Source organism: Mesorhizobium sp. NPDC059025, assembly GCF_042739655.1.
GTDB lineage: Bacteria > Pseudomonadota > Alphaproteobacteria > Rhizobiales > Rhizobiaceae > Mesorhizobium.
On the sequence record NZ_JBHYIM010000003.1, the window covers coordinates 253793 to 278792 of the forward strand.

Here is a 25000-nt window from a genome sequence, read left to right on the forward strand (position 1 = left end):
TCCGCCGGGTGACGAGATCCGGTCGGCGTCCCTCAGCGATTGATCGACTGGAACAGCTTGTCGAGGAGTTTGACCAGCGTCTGCTGTTCTCGCTTGGAGAGGTCGACAAACATGTCGCGGTTCAATCTCCAGGCAAAATCCATGACCTCGGTATAGAGTTTCTCCGCCGAGGTCGTAAGCGCCAGAAGGATCGATCGGCGATCTTCGGTGCTTGTCGTCTTTGTCAACAAGTCCCGCTTGATCAAGCCGGCTACGTAACGGCTGACCTGCGCCTCATCCTGCTGCGTCGCGTGTGCCACCGCGCGAACGGACGGTTTGTCCAGATAGTGAACCGCGGCCAGCGTTCGCCACTCGCCCAATGTCAGTTTGTAGTCGCTCATCAGCATCGCATGGGCCTGGCGATCGTTGACCTTCGTCAACAGCGCCAGCCGATATGAGAACAGGTCGCGGATATCGCGCGGGTAAACCCATGGCGCCGGCGTGGCGTCCATCTCATCGTCATATCGCTCGACATTATTAGTTGACATTGTCAGGTAATTATCCTTGATATTATCAAATAAAAATGTGCCACGAAAACTGGCTCCCCGCAAGAAGGGACCCATGGAGGAGAACAGCATGCCGACACTTTTCGGAAGACGCTTCGGCTGCAGGATCGCGGCCGTTTTTGTTGCCGGGGCTGCCCTGGTCGCGAGCATCGGCGTGGCTGGTGCGGAAAACGTCAAGCTCAGGTTTGCCTACCTGCTCGCAGATTCCGACCTGCCCATCCTTGTCGCGCAAAAGAACGGAGACTTCGCCAAGGCAGGGCTGGATGTCGAACTGACCGAAGTCCAGGGCGGGCCTGCCGTGGTTGCCGCAATCGCATCCGGTTCGGCGGACGTCGGCTACGCTTCGCCAGTGCCGCCGATCAACGCCCGCATCAACGGCATCAACGTCAAGATGGTGATGGCGCTGGGGCACGAGGTCGACCCGGACAAGAAATTCTCCTGGCTGGTGGCTTCGAAGGCCTCGGCCATCGCAGATCTTGCCGGCCTGAAGGGCAAGAAGGTCGCCGTCAATGCGAATGGCTCGCTGTGCGTGCTGACGCTGAGCGATCATATGGCCAAGGCCGGTCTCAAGATGGAAGATGTCGAGCTGGTCGTGCTGCCGTTCCCGCAGCAGGAAGCCGCTCTCGAGCAGGGGGCGATCGACGCGACATGTACCGTCAATCCTTTCTTTTCCTCGATCGCCAAGAACCAGGCCATCGGTGTCAAGATTCTCGCAGAGGGCGTGCTTGCCGATGAGCGCGAACCGGTGCTGAACGATGTCATTTTCGCTACCGACGACTTCATTGCCAAGAACCCGGAGACGCTGAAAACGTTCGGCAAGGTCATTTTCGAAACGCGACAGAAGCTGCTGGCGGAGAGAGGGGCGATGGAAGCCGCGGCAACCGAGTTCCTCGGTCTGACGCCCGAGGCAGCGAAAGATTTCAAACTGCCCGTGGTCAAGCCCGAATTGACCATTTCCGAGGCTGAGGTCCAGGTCCTGCTCGATGCCATGAAGCGCGCGGGCATGCTCACCCAGGAGGTTCCGGTCAAGGATATGGTCTCCAACATGGCTCCTTGATGGGGGCGAACGCGGCTGCCAAGGGAGGGAACTGTGGACGTGATGTTGGAAGCCAGGCAACTGGTGAAAGCTTACGGCATGGGCAGGGATGCGCTTCAGGTGCTGGGCGGTATTTCGTTCGCCGTCGGTAAGGGTGAATTCGTCTCCATCGTCGGCCCTTCTGGATGCGGCAAGACGACCTTGCTGTTCGCTCTTGCCGGATTGCAGAGGGCGAGTTCGGGCACGGTGACCTTCAATGGGCGGCCCGTGACCGCGCCGCCGCGCGGGGTGGCGGTGGTGTTCCAGGACTATTCGCGTTCGCTTTTTCCCTGGAAAAGCAATCGCGACAATGTGGCCTTCGGCATGGTGCGGGTGGAAGGCCTGTCTGCAGCGCAAAAGCGCGACAAGGCCCAGGAGATGCTGGAAGCAGTCGGCCTGCAGGGCTTTGAAGACAAATATCCCTGGCAGTTGTCGGGAGGCATGCAGCAACGGGTTGCCATTGCACGCGGGCTGGCGTCGCAAAGCGAACTCCTGTTGCTGGATGAGCCGCTGGCTGCCGTCGATGCACAGACGCGCGCCGATATGCAGGACCTCCTCCTCGATCTCGCGGCGCGTTTCCAGCAGACCTGCCTGCTGGTGACGCATGACGTCGAGGAAGCTGTCTACATGGCCGACCGCGTCGTGGTGCTGACGCGACGCCCGACAATCGTCGACCATGAAATAGCCATCGACCTCGGCAAGCGGCGCGACCAGATCACCACGCGCGAAGATCACAGGTTTCTTGCAGCACGCCACGACGTCATGACGAGCATCCGCTCATCGCGCACCGCCGCAGCGGCCACGGCAGCCTGACTATGAGGTCTTTCCGGCTTCTGGAGATTTTGGCCGGGTTCCGCGCCATCATCTCATTCCTGATCGTCATCATCGTCTGGCAATCCATCGCCTTGCTCGGCCTGGTGCCGGAAAAGTACTTCCCCAGCATCGTCGCAATCGCCGCCGGCTTTCGCGACATGATGATGTCGGGCGAGCTTGTTTCCGCTGAATTGCGCACGCTCTCGCGTGCCCTGCTCGGCGTCGCAGCCGCGTCGATACTGGGCATCGGCCTTGCGGTTATGGGCGATCTCTTCCCAGCCTTTCGTCGCGGCTTCGCGCCCATCGCCGCGCTGGTGCAACCCATTCCACCCGCAGCCCTCGTGCCGATGGCAGTGTTCATGCTGGGACTGGGACCCAAGCTCTATGCCTTCATCGTTGTCCTGGTCACGGTCTGGCCGCCTTATTTCAACGGCGTGTCAGCGCTCGCCGGCGTGTCGGATGTTCAAACCCGTACCGGCCAGATGCTGGGGCTGAGCCGGTGGCAGATCCTGCGGCAAATCAAGCTTCCCGCCGCCATGCCCGAAATATTCGCCGGTATCCGTTATGCGTCGAGCATCAGCTTGATCGCGGTTGTCGTTGCCGAGATGCTCGCCGGTCACGACGGCCTGGGTTTCCTGCTCATCCGTAAGGCCTTCGCCATTCGTATCCCTGAAGTCTACGCGCTGATGTTTGTCTGTGCCGCGAACGGCCTGATCATGAACACGGTCGTCAACGGATTGCGCTGGAAATTCGCCGGCTGGCAATTGCGCATGACGGGGCAGGCGGCATGAGCATTCTACGCAGTCGCCAAGGCTACAGTGCTCTCGTGCTGCCTGTCGTTCTGCTGCTTGCCTGGCAGGTGCTGGCGTGGCGTGCATCCACACCGTTGTTTCCCGGTCCTTGGCAGGTGGCTGTCTCCATCTGGCGGCTTTATCCGCAGATCGTCGGGCAGATCGGCTACACCTTGATGCGTGCCGCCGCCGGCTTCCTGGTCGCTGCGCTCGTGATGATCCCTCTGGGCATCCTGCTGGGTCGCCTGAAGACGGTTGGGTCTTTGCTCGAGCCGATCCTGGACATGCTGGCGACATTGCCACCACCGGCTGTTGTCCCGATCGTGATGCTCTTTGCCGGAACCGGCGATGCCGCAAAAATCGCGGTCATCGCCTACGCTGCCGGCATTCCGCTGATCATGAACACCTATGAGGCGTCCAAGACACTGCACCCGATGGCCACGCTCGTGGCACGCTCCCTGCGCCTGCGTCGTCTCGAAACGATGATGTTCATCGACCTGCCGGCGTCGCTGCCGATGATCGCCACGGGTGTCCGGCTGGCTGTTGCCTCGGCTTTGCTGGTCAGTGTCACGGCCGAAATGCTGCTTGCCACCAACGGCATTGGGGTCTTCCTGCAGCGGCAGCAGGAGAATTTCCAGATCGCCAATGGATTGGCGGCCATCGCTTTCATTTCCATCGTCGGCCTGATCGTCAACGACCTCGTCCAGCGACTGGAGCGACGTCTGCTCTTTTGGCACTACCGCCTAGACCTGCACAATGAGAGGTGACCGATGCGTCGCAACGTCCTGTTCATCATGTGCGACCAGCTGCGCTTCGACTATCTGAGCTGCGCCGGGCACAAGACTCTGGCCACGCCGAACATCGACCGTCTCGCCAGCCGTGGCGTGCGTTTCACCAACGCCTATGTGCAGTCGACAGTTTGCGGTCCCTCACGCATGAGCGCTTATACGGGCCGCTACATGCGTTCGCATGGTTCGACCCAGAACGGCGTTCCGCTGCGCGTGGGGGAGCCGACACTTGGCGATCACCTGCGTGAGATCGATGTCCGCTGCGCGCTCATCGGCAAGACACATATGACGGCAGACCATGAGGGGATGGAGCGTCTCGGCATCAGTGCCGATTCCATCATCGGCGTCCATCTTTCCGAATGCGGCTTCGAGCCCTATGAGCGGGATGACGGGCTGCATCCGTCGAGCAGCTACGATCCCGACCCGACTTATGACGCCTATCTGCGGGAGCAGGGGTTCGATGCGGAGAACCCATGGGAGCATTGGGCCAATTCCGGCGAAGGCGAGCAGGGCGAGAACCTCAATGGCTGGCTGCTGGTCCATGCCGACAAGGCCGCACGCATCCCGGAGGAGCATTCCGAGACACCCTACATGACGCGTCGCGCAATGCGTTTCATCGAGGAGGCGGAAGCCGCGGGTCAGTCATGGTGCGCGCATCTCTCCTACATCAAGCCGCATTGGCCCTATATCGTGCCGGCGCCTTACCATGCCATGTACGACAAGGGCGACGTGCAACCTGCGGTCCGCAGTGAAGCCGAGCGCGTCGCGCCAAATCCGGTCTATGAGGCATTCCAACAGGAACGTTATTCTCGAAACTTCTCCCGCGACGAGGTCAGGGAGAAGGTGATCCCCTGCTACATGGCGCTGATCAAGCAGATCGACGATCAGCTTGGTCATCTGTTCGCCTTCATGGAGGAGCGCGGCCTGTTCGAAAACACGATGATCGTCTTCACATCGGATCATGGCGATTATCTCGGTGACCATTGGCTCGGCGAGAAGTACATGTTCCACGACGTTTCGGTCAAAGTGCCGATGATTGTCTACGATCCGTCCAGGGAGGCCGACAGCACCCGCGGCACGACCTCTGAAGCGCTGGTGGAGATGATCGACCTGGCGCCGACCTTCCTCGATCATTTCGGCGGCAGACAGAAATCCCACATCCTGGAGGGAAGGTCCCTGGCGCCATTGCTGCATGGGCCAAAGCCGGACAACTGGCGGCGCTACGCGATCAGCGAATATGACTATGGCGCCGACCTGGCGAGGTTGAAGCTCAACCTCCCGCTCAGCGACTGCCGCCTCTTCATGATCACGGACGGGCGCTACAAGCTGATCCACGGCGAAGGTGTGCCGCCGATGCTGTTCGATCGCGCGAATGATCCGCACGAGCTCAGCGATCTGGGCCGGAAAACAGAATTCGCGGATGTCGTCGCGACCTTGCGGGGAGCCCTGTTCCACTGGCTCGTGACGCCGAAGAACCGCATCACCGTCGAAGATCGATGGCTCACAGGCGACGACGACAAGCTGCGCCATTTCGATCCCGCCATCGTGCCGGGGATACTGATCGGCTATTGGGACGAAGCCGAACTCGCAAGCGAGCACGAGGCTCGAAACCAATGGCTGAAACGCCAGAATCGCTGAGCTGTCGCTCACGCCGGCTGCTACCGACAAAAATAGTCCTATGTCGGGAATAATCTGTCCTGTCGTGCGGTCTTCTGCATGGATGATCCGCGCGACAGGAAGGCTCTCATGCGCCGCAGCAGTCTTGCCCCCGATTTGTGCCCTCGTTTTCGACCTGGCGGGTGCCAGGGGCTTTTCTGCCCAAATAGGACTATGGTCGATCCGCTTCATGTTTCTGCGCGAACGCTGGAAGGTCGCGAGGGATGCGTGTGATGTCGCCATGTTGAACGGTGAGGCGCAAGCGCGATTCAGCCAGGTGGTCATGCCCCATCTCGGCGACGCCCTTGCCCTGGCGCGGTGGCTCACGGGCAGTGCTGCCGATGCCGAGGATGTCGTGCAGGACGCCTGCATGAAGGCCTATGCGGGGATCGGCGGTTATGCCGGCGGAAACGCGAGGGCCTGGCTTTTGGCGATCGTGCGCAACGCCTCCTACACATGGCTGGCCCGCAACCGTCCTCGTGGCATCGTCGCGGTTGGCGACTTGAACGATCTCGACGACATGAGCGCGGGACATCGGGAGCAGTCTCCAGACGATGATAGTCCGGAAGCCAAACTGATCGCCAAAGCCGATCTGGCGGCGCTGGAGATTGCGATTGCGGCCCTGCCGGAACCGTTTCGCGAAACGCTCGTGCTGCGTGACATCAACGGCCTGAGCTATCGCGACATTGCCGCCATGCTCGACGTGCCGATCGGCACCGTGATGTCTCGGCTGGCGCGTGCGCGCGGCCAGTTGATGTCTGACCTTGGGAGAGCGCGATGACTGCGCACAAAGATGGATTGCCTGAGGACAAGGCGGAAATGAAGATGATGGTCCACGCGCTGATCGATGGGGAGCTCGATGCGGCCATGGCGCTGGCGATGGAGAGGCGCATCGCTGCCGACCCTGAACTTGCCGCGGAGCATGCACGCATCACGGCTTTGCGCATGGCGATGGGCAGTCTGCCAAAAACGCAACCGACACAGGCCTTTCTGGCTCGCATTCAGGCTATCGGAAGTGCCGATACCGAGCAGGTGGCGCAGACGTCCGTGCTGCCTTTCCGCACGCAGTCGTCTCAATCCGGAACTGAGCGACGGCATCGGGGATGGTCAGCACGTTCCGCGACTTTCGACTGGCGTGCCCTGGCCGCATCGATCGCCATCACCGCGGTGGTGGCGAGCGGTGCTACGCAATGGGCAATGACAGGTGGCTCGGATGATTTCGCCGCAGCCGTGGCGAGTGGTCATCGCCGCAGCCTGCTGGCTGCCAATCCGGTCGATGTCGTCTCGTCAGACCGGCATACGGTCAAACCGTGGCTTGATGGCCGGCTTGGCATGTCGCCGCCGGCCCCCGACCTTGTCAAGGAGGGATTTGCGCTTGTTGGTGGCCGGGTGGAGGTTGTTGATGGACAACCCATTCCTGCGCTGGTCTACCGCCACAACGAACATCTGATCACGCTTGTTGCTCAGCCCCGGAATGGTGGCGCGGCGAGCAACCCGGTCGACCGTTCGGCGGACGGTTTTTCAATGGTGAGCTGGAGCGACCGCGCTTTCGCCTATTGGGCAATCACCGACATGGAACGATCCGTGCTCGATGAATTCGTCACCCGTTTTCGGGCTGCGGCTGCGATCTGATCCGGTGCTCGCCTACGGCAGCAAAGCCGAGCAAATAGGGATGACGTTCATGGGTGACGGCCGTGCGAGCAGCGGCTTGCGGGCCGATTTCGCATGATCGCGTTGATGCCCGGCACGCAACTCCAGAGACAGGGCACCAATCCAAGGAAAGAGATCAAAACGCGGGAATAAAATCAGGGCAATCAAGGTCTTGTCTGTAGCGGCGCCGGAAAGGCCCGCGTCAAAATCAGGTCAAGGAATAGTGACATGATCAGGATTGTTCTCACCACGCTTGGCATCGTTGTTGCCTCAAGCGCTGCCTTTGCGGGCAGCGACCACTACAACGCCGGCAGCATGCCGACGACTGCAGTCGATCACTCGACGACTGCTTCGGTCCCTAAACCCCGGCAGAACGTCGACGTCAGCATCAAGACCGGCGCCCCCGGCAAGGCCAAGGTCGACGCGATGGACTTCGGTCACGATCTCTGGGGCAATTGATTGATCGCCGTCCGTTCGAGGAGCGGTCGAAATTCCGCTCCTCGAACAACTCTTCCCTTGAGTGGAGCAAGCCTTTCGCGGGTCGCCTGAAAAAGATTTCGGCGGCGGGAATAAATCCAGACGGCGGCAGGTCTTGTCATCAGGGTGAATGAAACACCCGACCGCTTTCAAATCGTCGCATCAGACAAGAGAGATCACGATGTTCAACATGACACGTCGCTTGGTGCTCGGATCCGCGGCTGCTGCCGCGGCTTTCGGAGTTGCCGGAAAACTCGAATTCATCGCTCCCGCGTCGGCTGCCGCCCCGGTAGAGCCGACTGTTGGCTTCTACCGCTACAAGGTCGGATCGCTTGAGGTCACGGCCATCTATGATGGTATCTGGCGCAAGCCGCACGATCCGGCTTTCATCGCCAATGCATCGGTCGACGATACCAAGGCGGCATTGGCAAAAGCCGGCCTGCCGACCGATTTCATGCCGATCCCGCTCACCGTCGTCGTGCTCAGGATCGGCGACAAGCTGATCATGATGGATGCGGGATCGGGCGTCGGCCAGTGGCAGGCGAATGCCACCCATCTGCCGGCCAACATGGCTGCCGCCGGCATCGACTATAAGGCGATCGATACCATCATGATCTCGCATTTCCATCCGGACCATGTCTGGGGGCTGATGGAAAAGGGGAGCAATGACCCGGTGTTCCCGAATGCCGAGCTGATCGTCAATGCCAAAGAATACAAGTGGTGGACGGATCCTGGACGCGTCGAGCAACTGCCCGCGGGTCGCAAGCCCGCCGGGAAGCGCATCGCCGAGAATTTCCCGAAATGGAAGAACTGGAAGCTGGTCGAGGACGGAGCGGAAGTCGCTCCGGGGATACAACTGATCGCTGCTCCGGGACATACGCCTGGCCATTCGGTGTTCCTGGTTGGCTTGGATGATGAGCAGTTCCTTGTTTCAGCCGACACCATGTACGTGCCTGCGCTGCTTGCTCCGCATCCGGAATGGCAAGGCAGTTATGATCAGGACGGCCCGACTGCGATCGCCACCCGCCACAAGCTCATCGACCGGGTGATAGCCGACAAGATCAGGATCAGCGGCTCCCATTTCCCGTTCCCGGGGACCGGATCCTTCGTCAAGGACGGCAACGCCTATGGCTTCACGCCGACCGTCCAGAGCTGACCACAAACCGAAGAGAGCAAGACAATGACCAAGTTTCTCGGAATGCTGGGCGCCATCTGCCTGATGGCAGCCGCCAGCGGGCTGATGCTTCCGCCAGCCTACGCCGTCGACGACATTGAATCGACGGATGCCCCGGACCTGACCGCCGTCAGGGCGAAGATCGATGCGAAGGACTATCAGGGCGCGCTGGCGGAACTGCGCGATCTCGCCCAGGATACGCAGCAGCCCGATGTCTACAATCTGCTCGGCTTCACGCTGCGCAAGACGGGCGACTACAGCACTGCGCTAACCTATTACAACAAGGCGCTCGAACTGAAGCCTGATCACAAGGCGGCGCGGGAGTATCTTGGCGAACTCTATGTCGAAACAGGTGACATGGCGAAGGCCAGGGAACAGTTGGCCTCGCTGCAGAAGCTCTGTCCGACTGGCTGCGAGGAACTGGAAGACCTGCAGCAGGCGATCCAGACCAAGGTAACCAAATGAGGTAGGCGCGGAAGTGCCTGCCCTTTTCATCCTGGATGGAGTTGGCCATGCCGGTGGTACCAAACAGCTGGAGTGTTCATCTGTCGGATTTCGTTCTGCTGGCAGGCCGTCTGCTGCTCGCCCTGATCTTCGTGCATGAGGGGGTTGCCCTGGCCCTGCATTTCGATGGCACGGTGAAAGCAATGGCGCAGCTCGGGATCGGTGTTCCGCTCGTCGTCGCGACCATCGCGCTTCAGATCGCGGCAGGCTTGTCCCTGGGGCTGGGTTTCCTCACACGCCTCGGTGCAGTCTCACTCGGCCTTTTCTGCGTCGCCACGGCGGCGTTGTTTCACACGAACTTCGCCAACCACAATGAATTGCTGCATTTCGAAAAGGATCTCGCCATCGCAGGCGGCATGTTCACGCTTACAATCGCGGGCGCCGGTCGGTTTTCCCTGGATATGTTGGTTCCGCATATGCTGATGGGACGCATGTGGATCTTGCCATCATCTCGCGGACCTAGCCGTTAAGATCGCCTTGCGCTTTTGGCGAGCATTTCGCGCACCGCTCGTGAAAACTTGACGTCGCTGTTGCGGCGGGCGCGTTTGCTGACGTGAGGCGGCTTGGGGGCGAGCACCGGCAAAGGTCCGTTCTTGTTGGGCGTTTCAATATCTGTTACTTAACATGATAAGTTATCTGTCGGCATCGGCGTGAGGCGGCGTTGGAACTGTTGAGCTCAGTAGGTTTGCTTCACAAGGACCGGATACGGACGCCTTTCAGCCGCTGGGTCGACGATCTCCATTACACCTGCGGCAGTTTCCGCCCCCGTGCCATGGATACGAGCCTCGACATTCGTGGCGAAGCCCGGCGCATCAATGCCTGTGGCATGGAGTTTTCGCATATTTCGAACGACCTCGACCGTGTCGATCACGATTGGGATGATGTCCGGCGGGATGCCATCGAGCAGCTTTTCCTGCTCGTTCAGCTCGAAGGCTCCTGTGGCGTGGAACACAATGGCCGGCATAGCGCCTTGAATGTGGGTGACTGTATCCTGGTCGATTCCACGAAGCCGACGACGTTCCATTTCGGAGGCAAGTTCAGCAACCACCTCTCGCTCAACCTGCCCAGGCAGCTCATCTATTTCCATGGTGGCGACAAGCTCGACGTGGCGCAGACGCTGGAAGCCGCCGATCCGATGGCCGTCACGTTGCGGGCACTGCTGGCCAAGGTGCTGTCGACACCCGAGAGCGATGTCCACGCGGCGAACCTGCGCCAGTTGATGCTCGATGCGACCCGGCAGGCTTTCGTTTCCGACGGACACAATTCCCTATCGTTCGATTCGCTCAGCGACCTGGCGTCGAGGCGATTACAGATGATCGATGTCTTGATCGACCAGCACCTGACCAGCCCATATCTTTCGGCGCAGTGGCTGGCGAAGCGCGTCGGCGTGTCGATGCGGGTGCTGCAACTGCATTTCCGCGACCTGGGCATGACCTGCACCACCTTCATTCGCGACAAACGCCTGCGTTTCGCGCATGAAAGGATCAAGCAGTTGCACTATCAGCACGGCACGCAGACCATCGCGGATGTGGCCTATTCTGCTGGCTTCAATGATCTCTCCTATTTCAACCGGTGCTTCAAGGAACTGTTCGCCTGTGCTCCGAGCGAACTTCTGAGATCGACGCCGCACAGAAAAGGGGTGCATTAGCGCCCGTCCGATATCTTTGCCACGGCTTGCTTCGACCAAGCGCCGAACGACTTCTTGAGCCGTTGCGGAATGGCGTACATGCTTGATTTTCATGCAAGTTTTTCAAGGTGACGGGAAGGCGCGGAAGCGTTGGCCGTCCAAAACCCTGACATCGATTTTACGCTCAAGTCCGTTTCGGATTTCGTTTCACTCCAAGACACAGCCACCCCGCAGGTGTTGGTTGTGACGGTACGGTCGCCAAAGAAGAACCCGCACGAAGGTTGGGGCAGGGGCGCGAGCCGGCACATCTGGAGGAGAAACGACGGCTATGATTCCGGTGAAATTCAGTTGCGCTATCGCGGTCGCGGTGCTGACCGCCACGACAGCTCTGGCGACACACACGTTTGCGCAGGCGCAGGAGCTCGTACTCGGCGTCATCGGCAACAGCAAGGATCAGGTGCAGCCTTATACGCCGACAAGCTCGGCGTCCGCTGGCTCCTTGTACAACCAGCTTTATGACGGCCTGACGGCTTACGATTCCAAGGGCGCGGTGGTGATGGAACTCGCCGAGTCCATGACGCCGAACGCTACGCTGGACGTCTGGACCGTCAAGCTGCGCCCGAACGTCAAGCGTCATGACGGCAAGCCGTTCACGGTCGACGATGTCATAGCCAGCATCAAACACATGATTGACCCGGCGAACAACTTCGTCGTCTCCAGCCAGATCGACTTCGTCGACCCGGCCAAAATCCGCAAGATCGATGACCTGACGATGGAGTTCACTCTCAAGCGTCCATTCGGCCTGTTTGCCAACGCCTTCGCCGACGAGGATTTCAGGATGCGTGCCATCGCCGACGATGGCTCGGTGACCGGCACTGGCCCTTTCAAGCTCGATTCCTTCACGCCAGGCCAGGAAGCCCGGTTGACCCGCTTCGACGACTACTGGGGTGAGAAGCCCGGCTTCGACAAGCTACGCATCATTGGCTTCCGTGATCAGCAGGCGGTGACCAACGCATTGCGCGGTGGCCAGATCGACGTTGCTTATTCGGTGCCCTACACCGACGTGCCGGCACTGACCAAGGATCCGAAACTGAAGACCGTGGTCAGCGGCACGACGACCTATCCGATCATCTCCGTGCGCGTCGACACGCCGCCTTTCAATGATCAGAAGGTCCTGGAAGCGCTCAAGCTGGTGGTCGACCGCCAGCAGATCGTCGACAACGCTTTCGGCGGTTTTGGCGCGATCGCCAACGACTATCTCGGCAACAACACGGCCTGCCCGGCACCATCCGAGCCGCAGCGCGTGCAGGATATCGCCAAGGCAAAGCAGCTTCTCGCTGAAGCCGGCAAAAGCAACCTCAAGCTTGAACTGGTGACCGACGGCGCCTTCGCGGGCATGATGGAAATGGCGCAGCTCTACGCGCAGCAGGCAGCCCAGGCAGGCATATCCATCAAGGTGCGCCGGCTCGATCCGGCCACCTTCCTGAACCGGTGGCGCGAATGGCCGTTCCTGATCAGCCTGACCAGCGGGCCTTATGAAACCGCTGCCCTTGCAGCGCTTCTGCCGGGGCAGGGCGAGAATGCCACGCATTTCGACGACGCTGAATACAATGATCTTGCCAAGAAGCTGCAGAGCACCGGCGATTTGGCCGAGCAATGCAAGCTGGTCACCCAGCTGCAGGCGATCGAATACAAGCGCAGCGGTGACATCGTTGCTGCCTATCCCGAGAACATCACCGTCTATCGGGATACGGTCAGCGGGCTGAAGCCTGACCTCTACGGCCGCACAGCGATCCTGTTCGGCGGGGTCACCGTCAAGAAGTGACGGTTCTCCGCCACTCATGATCAGTCCAAGGCGCGGGGAAGAGCGTTCGATGACAGTCGATAGCCAGAGCGACAACGCAACAATCGGGGTTTTTGCCCGGCTGCAGCCATTGCTTGCACGATTGCTGCAAGGGGTGCTGACGTTGCTTGCGGTGTCATTGCTGATCTTCCTCGCGGCTCGCGCCTTGCCGGGTGACGTCGCCAACATGATCCTCGGCCAGAGCGCAACGCAGGAGCAGCTGGATTCGCTTCGTGTCCAGCTTGGGCTCGACCAGCCGCTGTGGTGGCAATACCTGATCTGGTTGGGCGGCATTCTGCGCGGCGACTGGGGAACGTCCCTCTCAAACGGACAGCCGGTGGCGGACCTGCTCGCGCTCGGGGTTCGCAATTCCGCGACCCTGAGTGGGGTGGCTCTCGCCGTCATGCTGCCGTTGTCGCTGCTGGTCGGGGTGATAGCCGCTCAGTTTCGCGACGGCTTTGTCGACAAGCTCTTCCTCGGCATGTCGATGGTTGCCAATGCCGTTCCCGACTTCGTCACCGGCACGGTGCTGGTCGCGCTTTTCGCGACAACAATACTGCATGTTCTGCCGGCGGTTTCGTTCATCCCGCCGGGAGATTCGCCGTTTTCCTACCCTGATGCGCTGGTGCTGCCGGCGACGACGGTGATCATTCCGGGTGTGATGTACCTCGCCAGGCTGGTGCGCGTTGCGGTCATCGACGTGATGGCGACCGAGTACATCCAGACTGCCGAGCTGAAAGGTCTGTCACCGGGCCGAATCCTGTTTCGGCATGCCCTGCCCAACGCGGTGGCGCCGATCATCCCGGCGGCCAGTCTTGTCGCGGCCTTCACGGTCGGCGGGGTTGTCGTGGTGGAATACCTGTTCGCGTATCCCGGCGTCGGCAGCGCTCTGGTCGACGCCGTCACCAACCGCGACCTGCCGGTCATCCAGGCCAATGTCCTGGTGATCGCCTCGGCCTATTTCATCTTCAATCTGATTGCCGACTCGCTTGCCCAGCGGGACGAGGCGGCCGGCCAGAGGCAGTCCAAGGCGTGAGTACCGACGTGGAAATGACACTGACGACACATCAACCGACTCGCCGGCGTCCAGCCAGCGGCTGGTGGCGGCTTTGGGCATCCGCCCAGGTACGCTGGGGTGTGATCCTGCTGGCAGCGATGACCGCGCTGGTCGTCATCGGCCCCATTGTCGCGCCATACGATCCGGCCGCGCCGGTGGGCAAACCCTATGATGCGCCTTCGGCGGCGGCCTGGCTCGGCACCGACAACCTTGGACGCGATGTGCTGTCGCGTGTGCTTTCGGGTGGCGTGTACCTAGCCTGGATGGCTCCGGTCTCAGCCCTGCTCAGTGTCGTGATCGGCACTGCCGTTGCCCTGGTGACGGCCTATTATCGCGGCTGGACCGATCTGGTGCTGATGCGGTCGCTGGATGTGCTGCTGGCCTTCCCGGGCATTCTCCTGACCCTTCTGTGCGTCTCGGTGTTCGGGCCGCAGCCTATCCTGCTGGTGGGGCTGGTGGTTCTGACCCTGATGCCGGGCGTTGCCCGCGTCATCCGAGGTGCTGCCATTCCGCTTCTCGACCGGGAGTATGTGCTGTGGGCCAAGGCCGTTGGCACGCCGGGTTCCGTGATCATCCTGCGCGAATTGCTGCCCAACGTTTCTTCGCCGCTGCTGGTCGAACTGGGTCTCAGGCTGAGCTGGTCGGTTGGCATCCTCTCTTCGATGAGTTTCATAGGCTACGGCATCCAGCCGCCGGCGGCCGACTGGGGGCTGATGGTCAGTGAAAACGGCACCGGCCTCGGCACCCAGCCCTTTGCCGTGCTCGCGCCGATCCTGATGATCATCCTCTACACGATCGGCGGTGGGCTGATCGCCGAAGGTGCTGCGCGGGTGATGGCCCGGACGGAAGGCAAGGCATGACGACGGTATTGAAAGCCGCGGGGCTGACCGTCGAGCGCACCGACAGCGCGCCGATCATCGAGGACGTTTCCCTGAGCCTCGAGCAGGGCGAAGTGATGGGCATCGTTGGCGAATCCGGTTCCGGAAAATCGACGCTGGCGTTGGCGCTGCTTGCCTATACGCGGCGTGGCGTGCGCATCTCGGGTGGTTCGGTGCGCGTGGCCGACACCGACATGCTGGAACTCGACACAGCAAGCCTGCGCAAGGCGCGGCGCGAGGTCGTCGCCTATGTCGCGCAGGATCCCGGCGCGGCGCTGAACCCGATGCTTTCGCTCGGCAGGCTGCTGACCGAGGGGTTGGCCGGCAGCAAGGCCGAAAAGACAATCCGTGCGCGGGAGATATTGCGCAAGGTCGGCCTGCCCGATGACGCGGCTTTCCTGCAGCGCCGTCCGCGCCAGCTCTCCGGTGGGCAGCAGCAGCGCATCGCGATCGCCATGGCGGTGATCGCCAAGCCCAGGCTGATCATCCTCGACGAGCCGACAACCGGGCTCGACGTCTCGACTCGCGCCAAGGTGCTGGACCTGATCCGTCAGCTTTGCATTTCGGATGACCTGACCGCGATCTATGTCAGCCACGATCTCGCGGTGATCGCCAACGTCGCCGACCACGTCACGGTGATGTATGGCGGCCAGGTGGTCGAACAGGGCAGGATGACGGAGGTTCTGGCGACGCCACGCCATCCTTACACGCGTGCCTTGCTGGACGCCGTTCCTTCGCTACAGGTGCGCCAGGCGTTGCGGCCGATCCGCGGACGCGTGCCGGCGGTCGGCGAGGCACCCGATGGCTGCATCTTTTCGGACCGTTGCGACCACGTTGTCGAGGCCTGCAATATCCGGCCAGCGCTGCGGCTGGTTGGCGGCACTCAGGTGCGATGCGTTCGCTCCGACCTGGCTGGGACATTCGAGATACGCCCGCCAAGCATTGGTCATTCCGACAGGCAGGTTGCGAACAACTCGGCGGTGCTGCAGGCGGACGGCGTCAACGCCTTCTACGGCCATCGCCAGATCCTGTTCGACGTCGGCCTCAAGGTGGAACCGGGCCGGTGCCTGGCAGTGGTTGGCGAGTCCGGCAGCGGCAAGTCGACCCTGTCGCGCTGCCTGATCGGGCTGCACGGCAACGTCCGAGGTGAATTCCGCCTAGACGGCAAGCCGTTGCCGCTCACTGTCGGCGAGCGCGACCGGCATGCCCGCCAGCGGCTGCAATACATTTTCCAGAACCCGAACGCTTCGCTCAATCCGCGCCGCACGATCGGCCAGAGCCTGATGGCCGCGTTGGCCAACAGGCCGGAGGCAGGTGGCGACCGGTCTGGCGCTACAATCGCAGAGGCGCTTGAACGGGTCGGCATCTCGCCCGATCTTGCCATGCGCTATCCGGCCGAGCTTTCGGGCGGTCAGCGCCAGCGCGTGGCCATTGCCCGTGCGCTGGTCGCCAATCCCGGCGTGCTGCTGTGCGACGAGGTGACGTCGTCACTCGACGTATCGGTGCAGGCCTCGGTGATCGAGTTGTTGCGTAGTCTGCTCGCCGACGGTCTCGGCATGCTCTTTGTCACGCATGACCTGGCGGTGGTGCGCAACATCGCCGACACCGTCGCCGTGCTCAGCGCCGGTCGCGTCGTCGAACAGGGTGAGGCTGGCAGGGTCCTGAGTGCGCCCAGCCATCCCTACACTCAATCGCTGCTTGCCAACACACTGCAATTGCCGACCGAAGCTGCCGATCCCGACGTCATCGCGCCGAAGCAATCCGCAGCCGGCTCGCGGCGAATGTGAGGATTTCCGTTCATCAAGAGGAGAAGATGATGAGCCATTTTGACGGTCTGCTCAACGACACGCTGCCGTTGCTGCAGGTAGACTTTACCGCCGAGGGAGCACTGGCCGATCTCGAGAATCCACCAAATACGGGTGGCTTCGAGCTGGTCGGCACACTGGTGCAGCCCAACGCGAAGATCCACATGACCCATATCTGGATTACGCCGTTCAACCGCCACCTGCATTGGGTGTCGGAGCATGTCCATGACTATGACGAGGTCCTGATATGGACCGGCAACGACCCGGAAAATCCGCAGGACCTCGGCGCCGAACTCTATATCGACATCGAAGGCGAGCGCCGCATCATCAACAAGTCGGGCTCGATCTACATCCCGGCCGGGGTCAGACACTGTCCGCTCGGCTTCCACTATGTGAACCGGCCCTTCCTGTTCCACGCACTGTCGCTGGATTCGGAATACAAGGCGAAGGTCCAGAAGTCGTAACTGAACGGTCACTGCCGGCGGGGCGCCCCGCCGGCAGTGTTTTCGGTATCCGGATATTACTCGGCTGCGCCTATTGCCTTCAGCCCGGCCGCCGCACACTTCGCGTCGATGTCGCCTGAGGGAGCGCCACCCACACCGATGCCGCCGACCAGGGCCTTGCCGAACTTGACCGGCAGGCCGCCAGCCTGGATCACCATGCGACTGTCCATATCGCGCATGCCTTCATTGGCCGGCTTGCCGGCGATGAATTCCGCCAGCCCTGCCGTGTCGCGGCCGAGTGCTGCCGACGTGAAGGCCTTGCCCTGCGCGCTTGCACCGGTGTGCGGGCCGGAATTGTCACCCTTCAGCAGGACCTTGGTTGCACCGTCGCGCGCCACGATGGCGACGCTGACATTATGGCCCTCGGCAACGCAGGCCTTGAGCGCCGCGTCAGCGGCCTTGGTCGCCAGGTCGAGCGGCAGGTAAGGGGTCGTCGGCAGTTCCTGCGCGGTGGCGGCAAGCGGGGCGACGAGGGCTGCTGCAAGTACGAGAGTGCGGATCATCTTGGTCTCCTGTCCAGTTGATGTGGAAAAGATACCGTTCGATCGGTGCAGCCGGTATTCGTAGGGCTTGCGGCGATCTCCGAAGTTCTACGGAGTTTCACGCCCTTCCAGCCACAGCCTGGTCATCTCGGCCTGCGATGTCGTGCCGAGCTTGGCGCCGATCGCTGCGCGATGGCTCTCCACGGTGCGCGGCGACAGGCCAAGCCCCTCGGCGATCTGCCGGGTGGTGAAACCGGAGGCGATACGGTCGAGCACCTCGCTCTCCCGCGCCGTCAGCGCGGCCAGCAAGGTGATAGTCTCCGCCGTTTCGGCACGTCTTCGCAAGGTACGCTCCAGAACCTGCTGGCCTTTCTGGATCGCGTCGATCAGATCCTGCTCGTCGATGGGTTTCGACAGGAAATCGACGGCGCCGTTGCGGAAGGCGCGCCGGCAGGCCTCGATGTCGCCATGGCCGGAAATGACGATGGTGGGCCAGTCCACACCCTGTTCCGTCAGTTTTTCCTGCAGCTTCAACCCAGAGATGACCGGCATGCGGATATCCAGGATGAGGCAGCCAGGCTCAAGCCGGGCGACCTGTGCCAGGAATGCCTGTGGATCGGCGAAGCCGGTAACGGTCACCCCCACCGTGGAAAGCAGCAGGCCAAGGGCCCTGCGAACGGCTTCGTCGTCGTCGACCAGATAGACGGGACTGCTCATTGGGCTGCCTCCGCGTTTTCCTTTTTGCGCGGCAGCACGACCCTGAAAGTCGCACCTGGACCGTTGTCGACCAACGCAATTTCGCCATTGGCGCGCTCGACCAGGCGTTGGCTGAGCGCCAGGCCCAGGCCGGTGCCATCGGCCCGGGTCGTGGCGAAGGGGGTGAACAACCTCGACTGCATTGTTTCCGGCACGCCAGGACCGTTGTCGCTGACTTCAAAGACGGCTCGGGAACCGTCGTCCTTCAAGCGCATCGTCACGCGTCCCGCATCTCTTCGCTCCTGATCCAGAGCTTCCATCGCGTTGCGTACGAGATTGAATGCGACCTGTTCCATTTCGACGGGGTCCGCAAGCACCACCACCGGCCTGTCGGGGACATCGACATCGAGCTGGATACCGCGCGATGCGGCGTCCGGCTCCAACAATGTCTGCACGTTGGTCAGGGCCTGGCGCAGATCGAATGTTTCCGCCAAGGTCTTCTGAGGCCGTGACCAGTTGCGAAAGCGCTCCAGGATGGCGGAAGCGCGCTTCGCCTGGGTGATGGTATCCTCCAGAACCGGCTCAAGTGCGGCAGCGTCGCCTCGCCCGGCCAGCCGACGCCCGGCCTGCGCCTGCGCCAGGATCGCGGTAAGCGGTTGCGTCAGCTCATGCGCCATGCCGCTGGCCATTTCGCCGAGCGCATTGACGCGGGAGGCATGGGAAAGGCGCGATTCCAGGGCGGCAAGACGCGCCTGTTCAACTGCGGCGCGCGTGCGTGCGCGCTGACGCAAGCCGGCCAGCGCTGCAAGGCAGGCGAGGCTTACGACAAGCAGCACCAGGCCCGTGCGCAGAGGAGGGAGCAGATCGCCGATGCCGATCTCCATGCCCGTCTCCAGGGTCAGAGGCTGCGAGGCGCTGCCGAGTGGCCTGGAGAAACGGACGGCGGTTGGCTGAGCCGATGGGCCGACCAGAGCATGACCACCGGGCAGGGATAGCTGAATGGTCACGCCGGGCCGTGACCAGAAGGGCGCCTCGTCGCCGATCAGCTTGCCGGCGTCGATGCCCAGCATCAGTCCGTAGCGCGCGGCGTCACTGTTGGGGCTGCGCTTCACCATGATGTAGTGATCGGGCTGACCAGGGTGCGGCAGCAGCATTATCTGGCCGGTTGAGGTCCTGGCTGCGGCGCGGATGCGTTCCGCCGTGACTGGATCGAGCGGTGCCGTGCCAACGATCGCGGCCCGTGGGTCCAGCGGAACGAGCTGGATCTCGTCGATGCGCGGGTAAAAGCGCGCGATGGTCGATGCCACGTCGAGGAACAGGTCGAAGCTGCGCCCGTCGGATGCGACCGCGATGGCGGAAAGTGCCGTCATATGGGCATCGTGCTGGTCGGCTCGCTGCGATGCTAGCCTGTGCAGCGCGAAACTCTCCTGCTCGAGTTCTGCGACAAGCGTCCGATATTGCCACGCTGCCAGTGCTCCGGCTGTGATGAACAGCAGCAGGCACCAGATGGCGATCAGGGCGGCAGGCCTCTCCAGGATCGGACGTCGGCTGGGTGTCATCGGACCATTGTGGCAGTTTGCGCGGCATAGCTAAAGGAACAACTGGCCGTCGCCCGGGCTGGAGCCCGGTTTCAGGGTTTCCGCGATTGATTACAATTATTGTCGATTATTTTGTTGAAGAATTGTCGGCAATTTGGTTGGATCGTCGCGTTGAAAAAGGTGACGGTCGACGGAGATTCCGTCAGACCGCTTGGGAGGACAAAATGGCACTATTTCGGACGGCACGCCGCGTCGCGGCTGCCGCGCTGCTTTTGGGCACTTCCGTTGTTGCAGCACAGGCTGCGTCAACGTTGGAGACGGTGAAAGCACGCGGCAAACTCATCTGCGGCGTTTCGATGGGTACGACCGGCTTTGCGTTGGCCGATGCGCAGGGCAAGTTTGCGGGTTTTGACGTCGACGTGTGTCGCGCCGTGGCGAGCGCCGTGTTCGGGGATCCGAACAAGGTCGACTTCGTGATGACCAACATCAACACGCGTTTCCAGGTGCTGCAGTCGGGTGAGATCGACATTCTGTCGCGCCAGACGACGATGACCTACTCACGCGAAGCCTCGCTTGGCATCGATTTCGGCCCCACGGTGTTCTATGACGGCCAGGGCTTGATGGTGGCAAAGAGCCTCGGCATCAACAGCGCCAAGGAACTCGACGGCGCGGCGATCTGTACCTTGCCCGGCACCACAACGGCGCAGAACCTGGCCGACTTCTTCCGTACGACCGGCAAGAAGTTCGAACTGGTGGTGTTCGAGAACCCCGACGAAAACAACAACGCCTTCTTTTCCGGCCGTTGCGATGCCGTCTCTTCGGACCGGTCCGATCTCGCTTCCATCCGTGCGGGTTCGAAGAGCCCGGGCGACTACGTGATCCTGCCGGAGACGATCTCGAAGGAGCCGCTGGCACCGGCCGTGCGCCAGAATGATTCAAACTGGCGTGACATCGTCTCCTGGTCGATCTGGATGATGATGGCCGCCGAGGAAAAGGGCATCACGCAGGCCAATGTCGACGAACAGGCAAAAAGTGCGGATCCGGAAATCCAGCGCATGCTGGGCGGAACAGACGACCTTGGCCCGATGCTCGGCCTCGACAAGAAGTGGGGCTACAATGTCATCAAGCAGGTCGGCAACTATGCCGAAGTCTTCGACCGCAACCTTGGCGAGAAGACCGCGCTCGGCCTGAGCCGCGGCCCGAACATGTTGTGGAACCAGGGCGGCCTGCTCTATCCGCCGCCCTTCCGGTAAGCCGATCACCTGACATGGCGCATGTCCATCGACATGCGCCATACTTCTCAACCAGACCTTCCGAAGGGGAACACGGCGTGTCGCCCATTGTTCTGCTGCGAAACCGGCGCGTCCGTGAGCTCGCTTATCAGGTCATCTGCGTGGCGGCGGTCATTGCCGTCGGCTGGTACCTGCTCAGCAATGCGCTCGCCAATCTCGCCAAGCAGGACATAGCGACCGGTTTCGGCTATCTCAGCCGCGAGGCCGGCTTCGTCATCAGCGAAACACCGATCACCTACGAACCATCGGACAGCTATGCGCGAGCGCTGCTCGTCGGTCTGCTCAACACAGTCAAGGTCGCGCTGCTCGCCATCGTCTTCAGCACCATCATCGGTACGCTGGTCGGCATCGCGCGGCTGTCCAGCAACCCGCTTCTGTCGCGGCTGATGCTGTTTTACGTCGAAGCGCTGCGCAACGTGCCGCTGCTGCTTTATCTTTTCCTCTGGTACTCGGTCATCATCTTCACGCTGCCGCCGGTCAGGCAAGCCATCACGCTGCTGCCCGGCGTCTATGTCTCGAACAGCGGCCTGGTCGTGCCGGCCATTATCTGGAATTCCGGTTTCTGGGTCGCCGCGGCCGCGTTCGCCATCGGCATTGCCGCTGCCATCGTCTGGTTCAAGGTCGTGCGCCACAGGCGCATCACGACGGGCAGGGCGCTTCCCGGCTGGCCGGTGGCCGTCGCGCTGCTGGTGCTGCCGGTTGTTGCTGCCGCACTGCTTTTCGACATCAGCGGCGAGGTCGACTGGCCAGTGCTGGGCAAATTTCGCCTGACCGGCGGAGCACATCTGAAGCCTGAGTTCGTCGCGTTGCTTGTCGGCCTCGCGCTCAGTGCCTCCGCCAGCGTCGCCGAGATCGTGCGCAGCGGCATCCTGGCGATCCGCAAGGGGCAGCGCGAGGCGGCCAAGTCGCTCGGTCTCTCGGACGGCCAGGCGATGCGGCTCGTTATCCTGCCGCAAGCACTCAGGGTCATCGTGCCGCCGCTGACCAACATCTACGTGACGACCTTCAAGAACAGTTCGCTGGCGATCGCGATCGGCTATCCCGACCTTGTGATGGTCTCCAACACCATCATGAACCAGACCGGGCAGGCGATCGAGCCGATTGCCCTGTTCATGCTGACTTATCTGATCCTCTCGCTCATCACCTCGGTCGTCATGAACTGGTACAACGGACATGTCGCGCTCAAGGAGCGTCAGTCATGAGCGAGCAATCCATGACCGCAAGCGATCTGCCCGCTCCGCACCGCCGAAGCGGCAGGCTGCAGCCCTATTTCGGCACGCCCGGCAATTCGGCGGTGACACTGATCTGTCTGGCCGTCTTCGCCTTGGCCGCCAAGGCTGCGATCACCTGGCTGCTGGTCAATGCGGTGTTCATCGGCACGCCGGAGGACTGCAAGGTCGCCGCCGGGGCCTGCTGGCCGTATCTCGCCGATAAGCTGCGCTACATGCTTTTCGGGATCTATCCGTTCGACGAGCAGTGGCGGCCGCTGGCCGCGACGCTGCTGTTCATCGCAGCCATGGCCATTTCCGGCATCCCACGCCTGTGGGGCCGCGCCTTGATCGTCGGCTGGATCGTGCTTTTGCCGCTGCTGTTCGTGCTGATGGCGGGTGGCGCATTCGGGCTGACGTCCGTGCCGACGTCGCAATGGGGCGGACTGCCGCTCTCCTTCATGCTGACATTCATCGGGCTCGTGCTGGCACTGCCGCTCGGTATCCTGCTCGCGCTGGCGCGGCTGTCCAATCTGCCGGCCATCCGTATTCTGGCGATAACCTTCATTGAACTGGTGCGCGGCGTGCCGCTGATCAGCATCCTGTTCATGGCGTCGGTGATGTTGCCTCTGTTCATGCCGGAAGGCGTGACAATCGACAAACTGCTGCGGGCCCAGGTCGCGATCATCCTGTTTGCCGCCGCCTATATCGCCGAGATCGTGCGCGCCGGGCTTCAGGCGCTGCCGCGTGGCCAGACCGAAGCCGCCCAGGCGCTCGGGCTGCATTACTGGCAATACACCTTCCTGGTGATCATTCCCCAGGCGCTGAAGACCGTCATCCCGCCGCTGGTTTCGCTGTTCATCGGCTTCTTCCAGGACACGACGCTTGTCACCATCGTCGGCCTGCTGGATTTCCTGAACACTGTCCGCACCGCGCTGCGCGATCCCAACTGGCAAGGCATTGCGGTCCTGGAAGGTTATCTCTTCGCGGCCGTCGTCTACTTCATCTTCAGTGCCCTGATGGGCGCTTACAGCCGCTTTCTCGAAAAACGCTTCAGGGTAGGTCATGACTGAGATCACGGTCATCCGCGACGTCGACACCATCATTGCCTATGACCCGGCCAATGATCGGCAGGTCTATCGTCACGGTGGCGACGTCGCATTCGATAAAACCGGTCTGCTCTGCGTCGGCGAGCGGTTCGAGGGGCCGGCGACCACCGAATTATCCGGCAAGGCACGCATGGTCATGCCGGGACTGATCGATATCCATTGTCATTCGCATGACGAACCCATGGTCAAGAGCATCTTCGAGGATGTCGGCACCGCTGCCCTGTGGGGGCAGGCCATGTACGAATATTCCTCGGTGATCGACGGCGGGGCGGATGCCCGTGCGGCCTGCCTGACCATCATGCTCGGCGATCTGATGCGTTCCGGCGCGACCACGGTGCTCGATATTGCCGGCATCCATGATGCCTGGCTCGATATCGCGGCGCAAAGCGGCGTGCGTGGCTATCTTGCGCCCGGCTTTCGCCAGGCCGACTGGGTGGTCCACGACAGCCATCGCCTTGACTTCGAATGGGATGACCAGGCTGGCCGTGATGCATTTGCGCGGGCGCTGGACTTCGTCGACCAGGCCAGAGCCCATCCCAGCGGCCGGCTGGATGGCGTCGTCTCGCCGTCGCAGGTCGAGACCTGCCGGCCGGATCTGCTGGTCGATGCCGCCGATGAGGCGCGCAAGCGCGGCGTGCGGCTCACTGTCCATGCCGCGCAGACCATGGCCGAGCACGAGGAACTGCTGCGCCGCACCGGCCTGACCGCCGTGCAATATCTCGACCAGTTCGGTGTGCTTGGGCCGGACGTCATCATCGGACACTGCATCTTCACCGACCATCATTCCTGGACGCGGCAGCGCACGCGTGCCGATCTGATGACCTTGGCGGAGCGCAGCACCAGCGTGGCGCATTGCCCGGTCACCTTCGCGCGCAGCGGCATGGCGCTGGAGACGCTGGGCTCCTACCGCCGCGCCGGCGTCAACGTCGCCATCGGCACCGACAGCTATCCATTCAACATGCTGGAGGAGATGCGGCAGGCGCTGATCTGTTCGCGGCTCGGCGGCGGGACCGTCTTCGATCTCTCGACTGGCGATGTTTTCGAGGCCGCGACGCTGGCCGGTGCTCGCGCGCTGGGCCGCACTGACATTGGCAGGTTGAGCGTCGGTGCCAAGGCGGACCTGGTCGTGATCGATCTCGATGCGCCGACTATGCGTCCGGTCTACGACCCGCTGCGCAGCCTGCTCCACTGTGCAGCCGAACGCGCCGTGCGGCGTGTCTATGTCGACGGGCAGTTGACAGTCGATGAGGGCCGGTTGATCGGGATCGACTATGAGGGTGCATTGCGCGAAATGCAGGCGCTGCAGGATTGGGCTTGTTCGCGGGCAGGCCTTTTCGATCCGCGCGGCCGCAGCATCAGCGAACTGGCGCCCAAATCCTTGCCGGTGATCCAGGGCTGACCTGACGTTTTTCGGTCGGATTGCGCCGCAGTTTCCAGACGCGGCGTGATCTGCCGTTGTCCGGCAGCAGGCATGCCTTGCTGCTCCAAA

The 25000-nt window shown here is 62.0% G+C and carries 25 protein-coding genes; 21 read left to right on the plus strand and 4 right to left on the minus strand.

Features of this window, described 5'->3' with window-relative positions; translation table 11 throughout:
• Window positions 1–32: 32 nt before the first annotated feature.
• Window positions 33–617 carry a MarR family winged helix-turn-helix transcriptional regulator gene (locus tag ACFWYE_RS09195; RefSeq protein WP_379110907.1) on the minus strand — a complete coding sequence of 195 codons (585 nt, stop codon included), beginning with the start codon at window positions 615–617 and terminating at the stop codon, window positions 33–35.
• On the opposite strand from ACFWYE_RS09195, the gene ACFWYE_RS09200 reads away from it, so the two are divergent.
• From ACFWYE_RS09200 to ACFWYE_RS09280, 17 genes are all read left to right on the plus strand, one after another.
• Entirely contained in the window at window positions 616–1602 is a 987-nt protein-coding gene (locus ACFWYE_RS09200) for an ABC transporter substrate-binding protein (protein ID WP_379110909.1), read from the plus strand. The genes ACFWYE_RS09195 and ACFWYE_RS09200 overlap by 2 nt on opposite strands.
• Window positions 1603–1644: 42 nt before the next feature.
• Window positions 1645–2433 (plus strand): ABC transporter ATP-binding protein, encoded by a 789-nt coding sequence (locus ACFWYE_RS09205; RefSeq protein ID WP_379111392.1) that lies wholly within the window; start codon window positions 1645–1647, stop codon window positions 2431–2433.
• A gap of 2 nt (window positions 2434–2435) precedes the next feature.
• A complete protein-coding gene (locus tag ACFWYE_RS09210) occupies window positions 2436–3224 on the plus strand; it encodes an ABC transporter permease (protein WP_379110910.1) in 789 nt (262 codons plus the stop codon).
• Window positions 3221–3991 carry an ABC transporter permease gene (locus ACFWYE_RS09215; protein WP_379110912.1) on the plus strand — a complete coding sequence of 257 codons (771 nt, stop codon included), beginning with the start codon at window positions 3221–3223 and terminating at the stop codon, window positions 3989–3991. Before ACFWYE_RS09210 ends, ACFWYE_RS09215 begins: the two co-directional genes overlap by 4 nt.
• Before the next feature lie 3 nt (window positions 3992–3994).
• Window positions 3995–5650 carry an alkaline phosphatase family protein gene (locus ACFWYE_RS09220; RefSeq protein ID WP_379110913.1) on the plus strand — a complete coding sequence of 552 codons (1656 nt, stop codon included), beginning with the start codon at window positions 3995–3997 and terminating at the stop codon, window positions 5648–5650.
• A gap of 259 nt (window positions 5651–5909) precedes the next feature.
• The gene (locus ACFWYE_RS09225) at window positions 5910–6449 is read left to right on the plus strand and encodes a sigma-70 family RNA polymerase sigma factor (RefSeq protein ID WP_379111394.1); all 540 of its coding nucleotides are present in this window, start codon (window positions 5910–5912) and stop codon (window positions 6447–6449) included.
• Window positions 6446–7300 carry an anti-sigma factor family protein gene (locus ACFWYE_RS09230; RefSeq protein ID WP_379110914.1) on the plus strand — a complete coding sequence of 285 codons (855 nt, stop codon included), beginning with the start codon at window positions 6446–6448 and terminating at the stop codon, window positions 7298–7300. Before ACFWYE_RS09225 ends, ACFWYE_RS09230 begins: the two co-directional genes overlap by 4 nt.
• A 246-nt stretch (window positions 7301–7546) precedes the next feature.
• A complete protein-coding gene (locus ACFWYE_RS09235) occupies window positions 7547–7777 on the plus strand; it encodes a DUF680 domain-containing protein (protein ID WP_379110916.1) in 231 nt (76 codons plus the stop codon).
• Between the two features lie 199 nt (window positions 7778–7976).
• On the plus strand, window positions 7977–8951 hold the full coding sequence (locus ACFWYE_RS09240) for an MBL fold metallo-hydrolase (protein ID WP_379110917.1): 975 nt from the start codon (window positions 7977–7979) through the stop codon (window positions 8949–8951).
• A gap of 24 nt (window positions 8952–8975) precedes the next feature.
• Complete coding sequence (locus tag ACFWYE_RS09245) at window positions 8976–9434, plus strand: tetratricopeptide repeat protein (RefSeq protein ID WP_379110919.1); 459 nt, start codon at window positions 8976–8978, stop codon at window positions 9432–9434.
• Window positions 9435–9481: 47 nt separating this feature from the next.
• On the plus strand, window positions 9482–9943 hold the full coding sequence (locus tag ACFWYE_RS09250; RefSeq protein ID WP_379110921.1) for a DoxX family protein: 462 nt from the start codon (window positions 9482–9484) through the stop codon (window positions 9941–9943).
• Between the two features lie 191 nt (window positions 9944–10134).
• Entirely contained in the window at window positions 10135–11121 is a 987-nt protein-coding gene (locus ACFWYE_RS09255) for a helix-turn-helix domain-containing protein (protein WP_379068124.1), read from the plus strand.
• A gap of 307 nt (window positions 11122–11428) precedes the next feature.
• Complete coding sequence (locus tag ACFWYE_RS09260; RefSeq protein WP_379110923.1) at window positions 11429–12925, plus strand: ABC transporter substrate-binding protein; 1497 nt, start codon at window positions 11429–11431, stop codon at window positions 12923–12925.
• 49 nt (window positions 12926–12974) lie between these two features.
• On the plus strand, window positions 12975–13979 hold the full coding sequence (locus tag ACFWYE_RS09265; RefSeq protein WP_379068130.1) for an ABC transporter permease: 1005 nt from the start codon (window positions 12975–12977) through the stop codon (window positions 13977–13979).
• A complete protein-coding gene (locus tag ACFWYE_RS09270) occupies window positions 13976–14860 on the plus strand; it encodes an ABC transporter permease (protein ID WP_379110925.1) in 885 nt (294 codons plus the stop codon). The genes ACFWYE_RS09265 and ACFWYE_RS09270 overlap by 4 nt, the downstream gene beginning before the upstream one ends.
• The gene (locus tag ACFWYE_RS09275; RefSeq protein ID WP_379110926.1) at window positions 14857–16665 is read left to right on the plus strand and encodes an ABC transporter ATP-binding protein; all 1809 of its coding nucleotides are present in this window, start codon (window positions 14857–14859) and stop codon (window positions 16663–16665) included. The genes ACFWYE_RS09270 and ACFWYE_RS09275 overlap by 4 nt, the downstream gene beginning before the upstream one ends.
• 29 nt (window positions 16666–16694) lie before the next feature.
• Window positions 16695–17147 (plus strand): hypothetical protein, encoded by a 453-nt coding sequence (locus ACFWYE_RS09280; protein ID WP_379110928.1) that lies wholly within the window; start codon window positions 16695–16697, stop codon window positions 17145–17147.
• A 56-nt stretch (window positions 17148–17203) separates the two neighbouring features.
• Here the strand turns inward: ACFWYE_RS09280 and ACFWYE_RS09285 are convergent, their stop codons facing one another.
• The 3 genes from ACFWYE_RS09285 to ACFWYE_RS09295 form a co-directional block, all read right to left on the minus strand.
• Window positions 17204–17689 carry a heme-binding protein gene (locus ACFWYE_RS09285; protein ID WP_379110930.1) on the minus strand — a complete coding sequence of 162 codons (486 nt, stop codon included), beginning with the start codon at window positions 17687–17689 and terminating at the stop codon, window positions 17204–17206.
• Window positions 17690–17776: 87 nt separating this feature from the next.
• The gene (locus tag ACFWYE_RS09290) at window positions 17777–18385 is read right to left on the minus strand and encodes a response regulator transcription factor (protein WP_379068144.1); all 609 of its coding nucleotides are present in this window, start codon (window positions 18383–18385) and stop codon (window positions 17777–17779) included.
• Window positions 18382–19923 (minus strand): sensor histidine kinase, encoded by a 1542-nt coding sequence (locus tag ACFWYE_RS09295; protein WP_379110932.1) that lies wholly within the window; start codon window positions 19921–19923, stop codon window positions 18382–18384. Before ACFWYE_RS09295 ends, ACFWYE_RS09290 begins: the two co-directional genes overlap by 4 nt.
• A gap of 203 nt (window positions 19924–20126) precedes the next feature.
• Between ACFWYE_RS09295 and ACFWYE_RS09300 the strand changes: the two genes are divergently transcribed.
• The 4 genes from ACFWYE_RS09300 to ACFWYE_RS09315 all read left to right on the plus strand — a co-directional run bounded on the left by ACFWYE_RS09300 (window position 20127) and on the right by ACFWYE_RS09315 (window position 24910).
• Complete coding sequence (locus ACFWYE_RS09300) at window positions 20127–21155, plus strand: amino acid ABC transporter substrate-binding protein (protein ID WP_379068150.1); 1029 nt, start codon at window positions 20127–20129, stop codon at window positions 21153–21155.
• A 77-nt stretch (window positions 21156–21232) separates the two neighbouring features.
• The gene (locus tag ACFWYE_RS09305; protein ID WP_379068153.1) at window positions 21233–22396 is read left to right on the plus strand and encodes an amino acid ABC transporter permease; all 1164 of its coding nucleotides are present in this window, start codon (window positions 21233–21235) and stop codon (window positions 22394–22396) included.
• Entirely contained in the window at window positions 22393–23475 is a 1083-nt protein-coding gene (locus ACFWYE_RS09310; protein WP_379110934.1) for an amino acid ABC transporter permease, read from the plus strand. The genes ACFWYE_RS09305 and ACFWYE_RS09310 overlap by 4 nt, the downstream gene beginning before the upstream one ends.
• Window positions 23468–24910, plus strand: a complete 1443-nt coding sequence (locus ACFWYE_RS09315; protein WP_379110935.1) for an amidohydrolase family protein — start codon at window positions 23468–23470, stop codon at window positions 24908–24910. The genes ACFWYE_RS09310 and ACFWYE_RS09315 overlap by 8 nt, the downstream gene beginning before the upstream one ends.
• Window positions 24911–25000 lie beyond the last annotated feature (90 nt).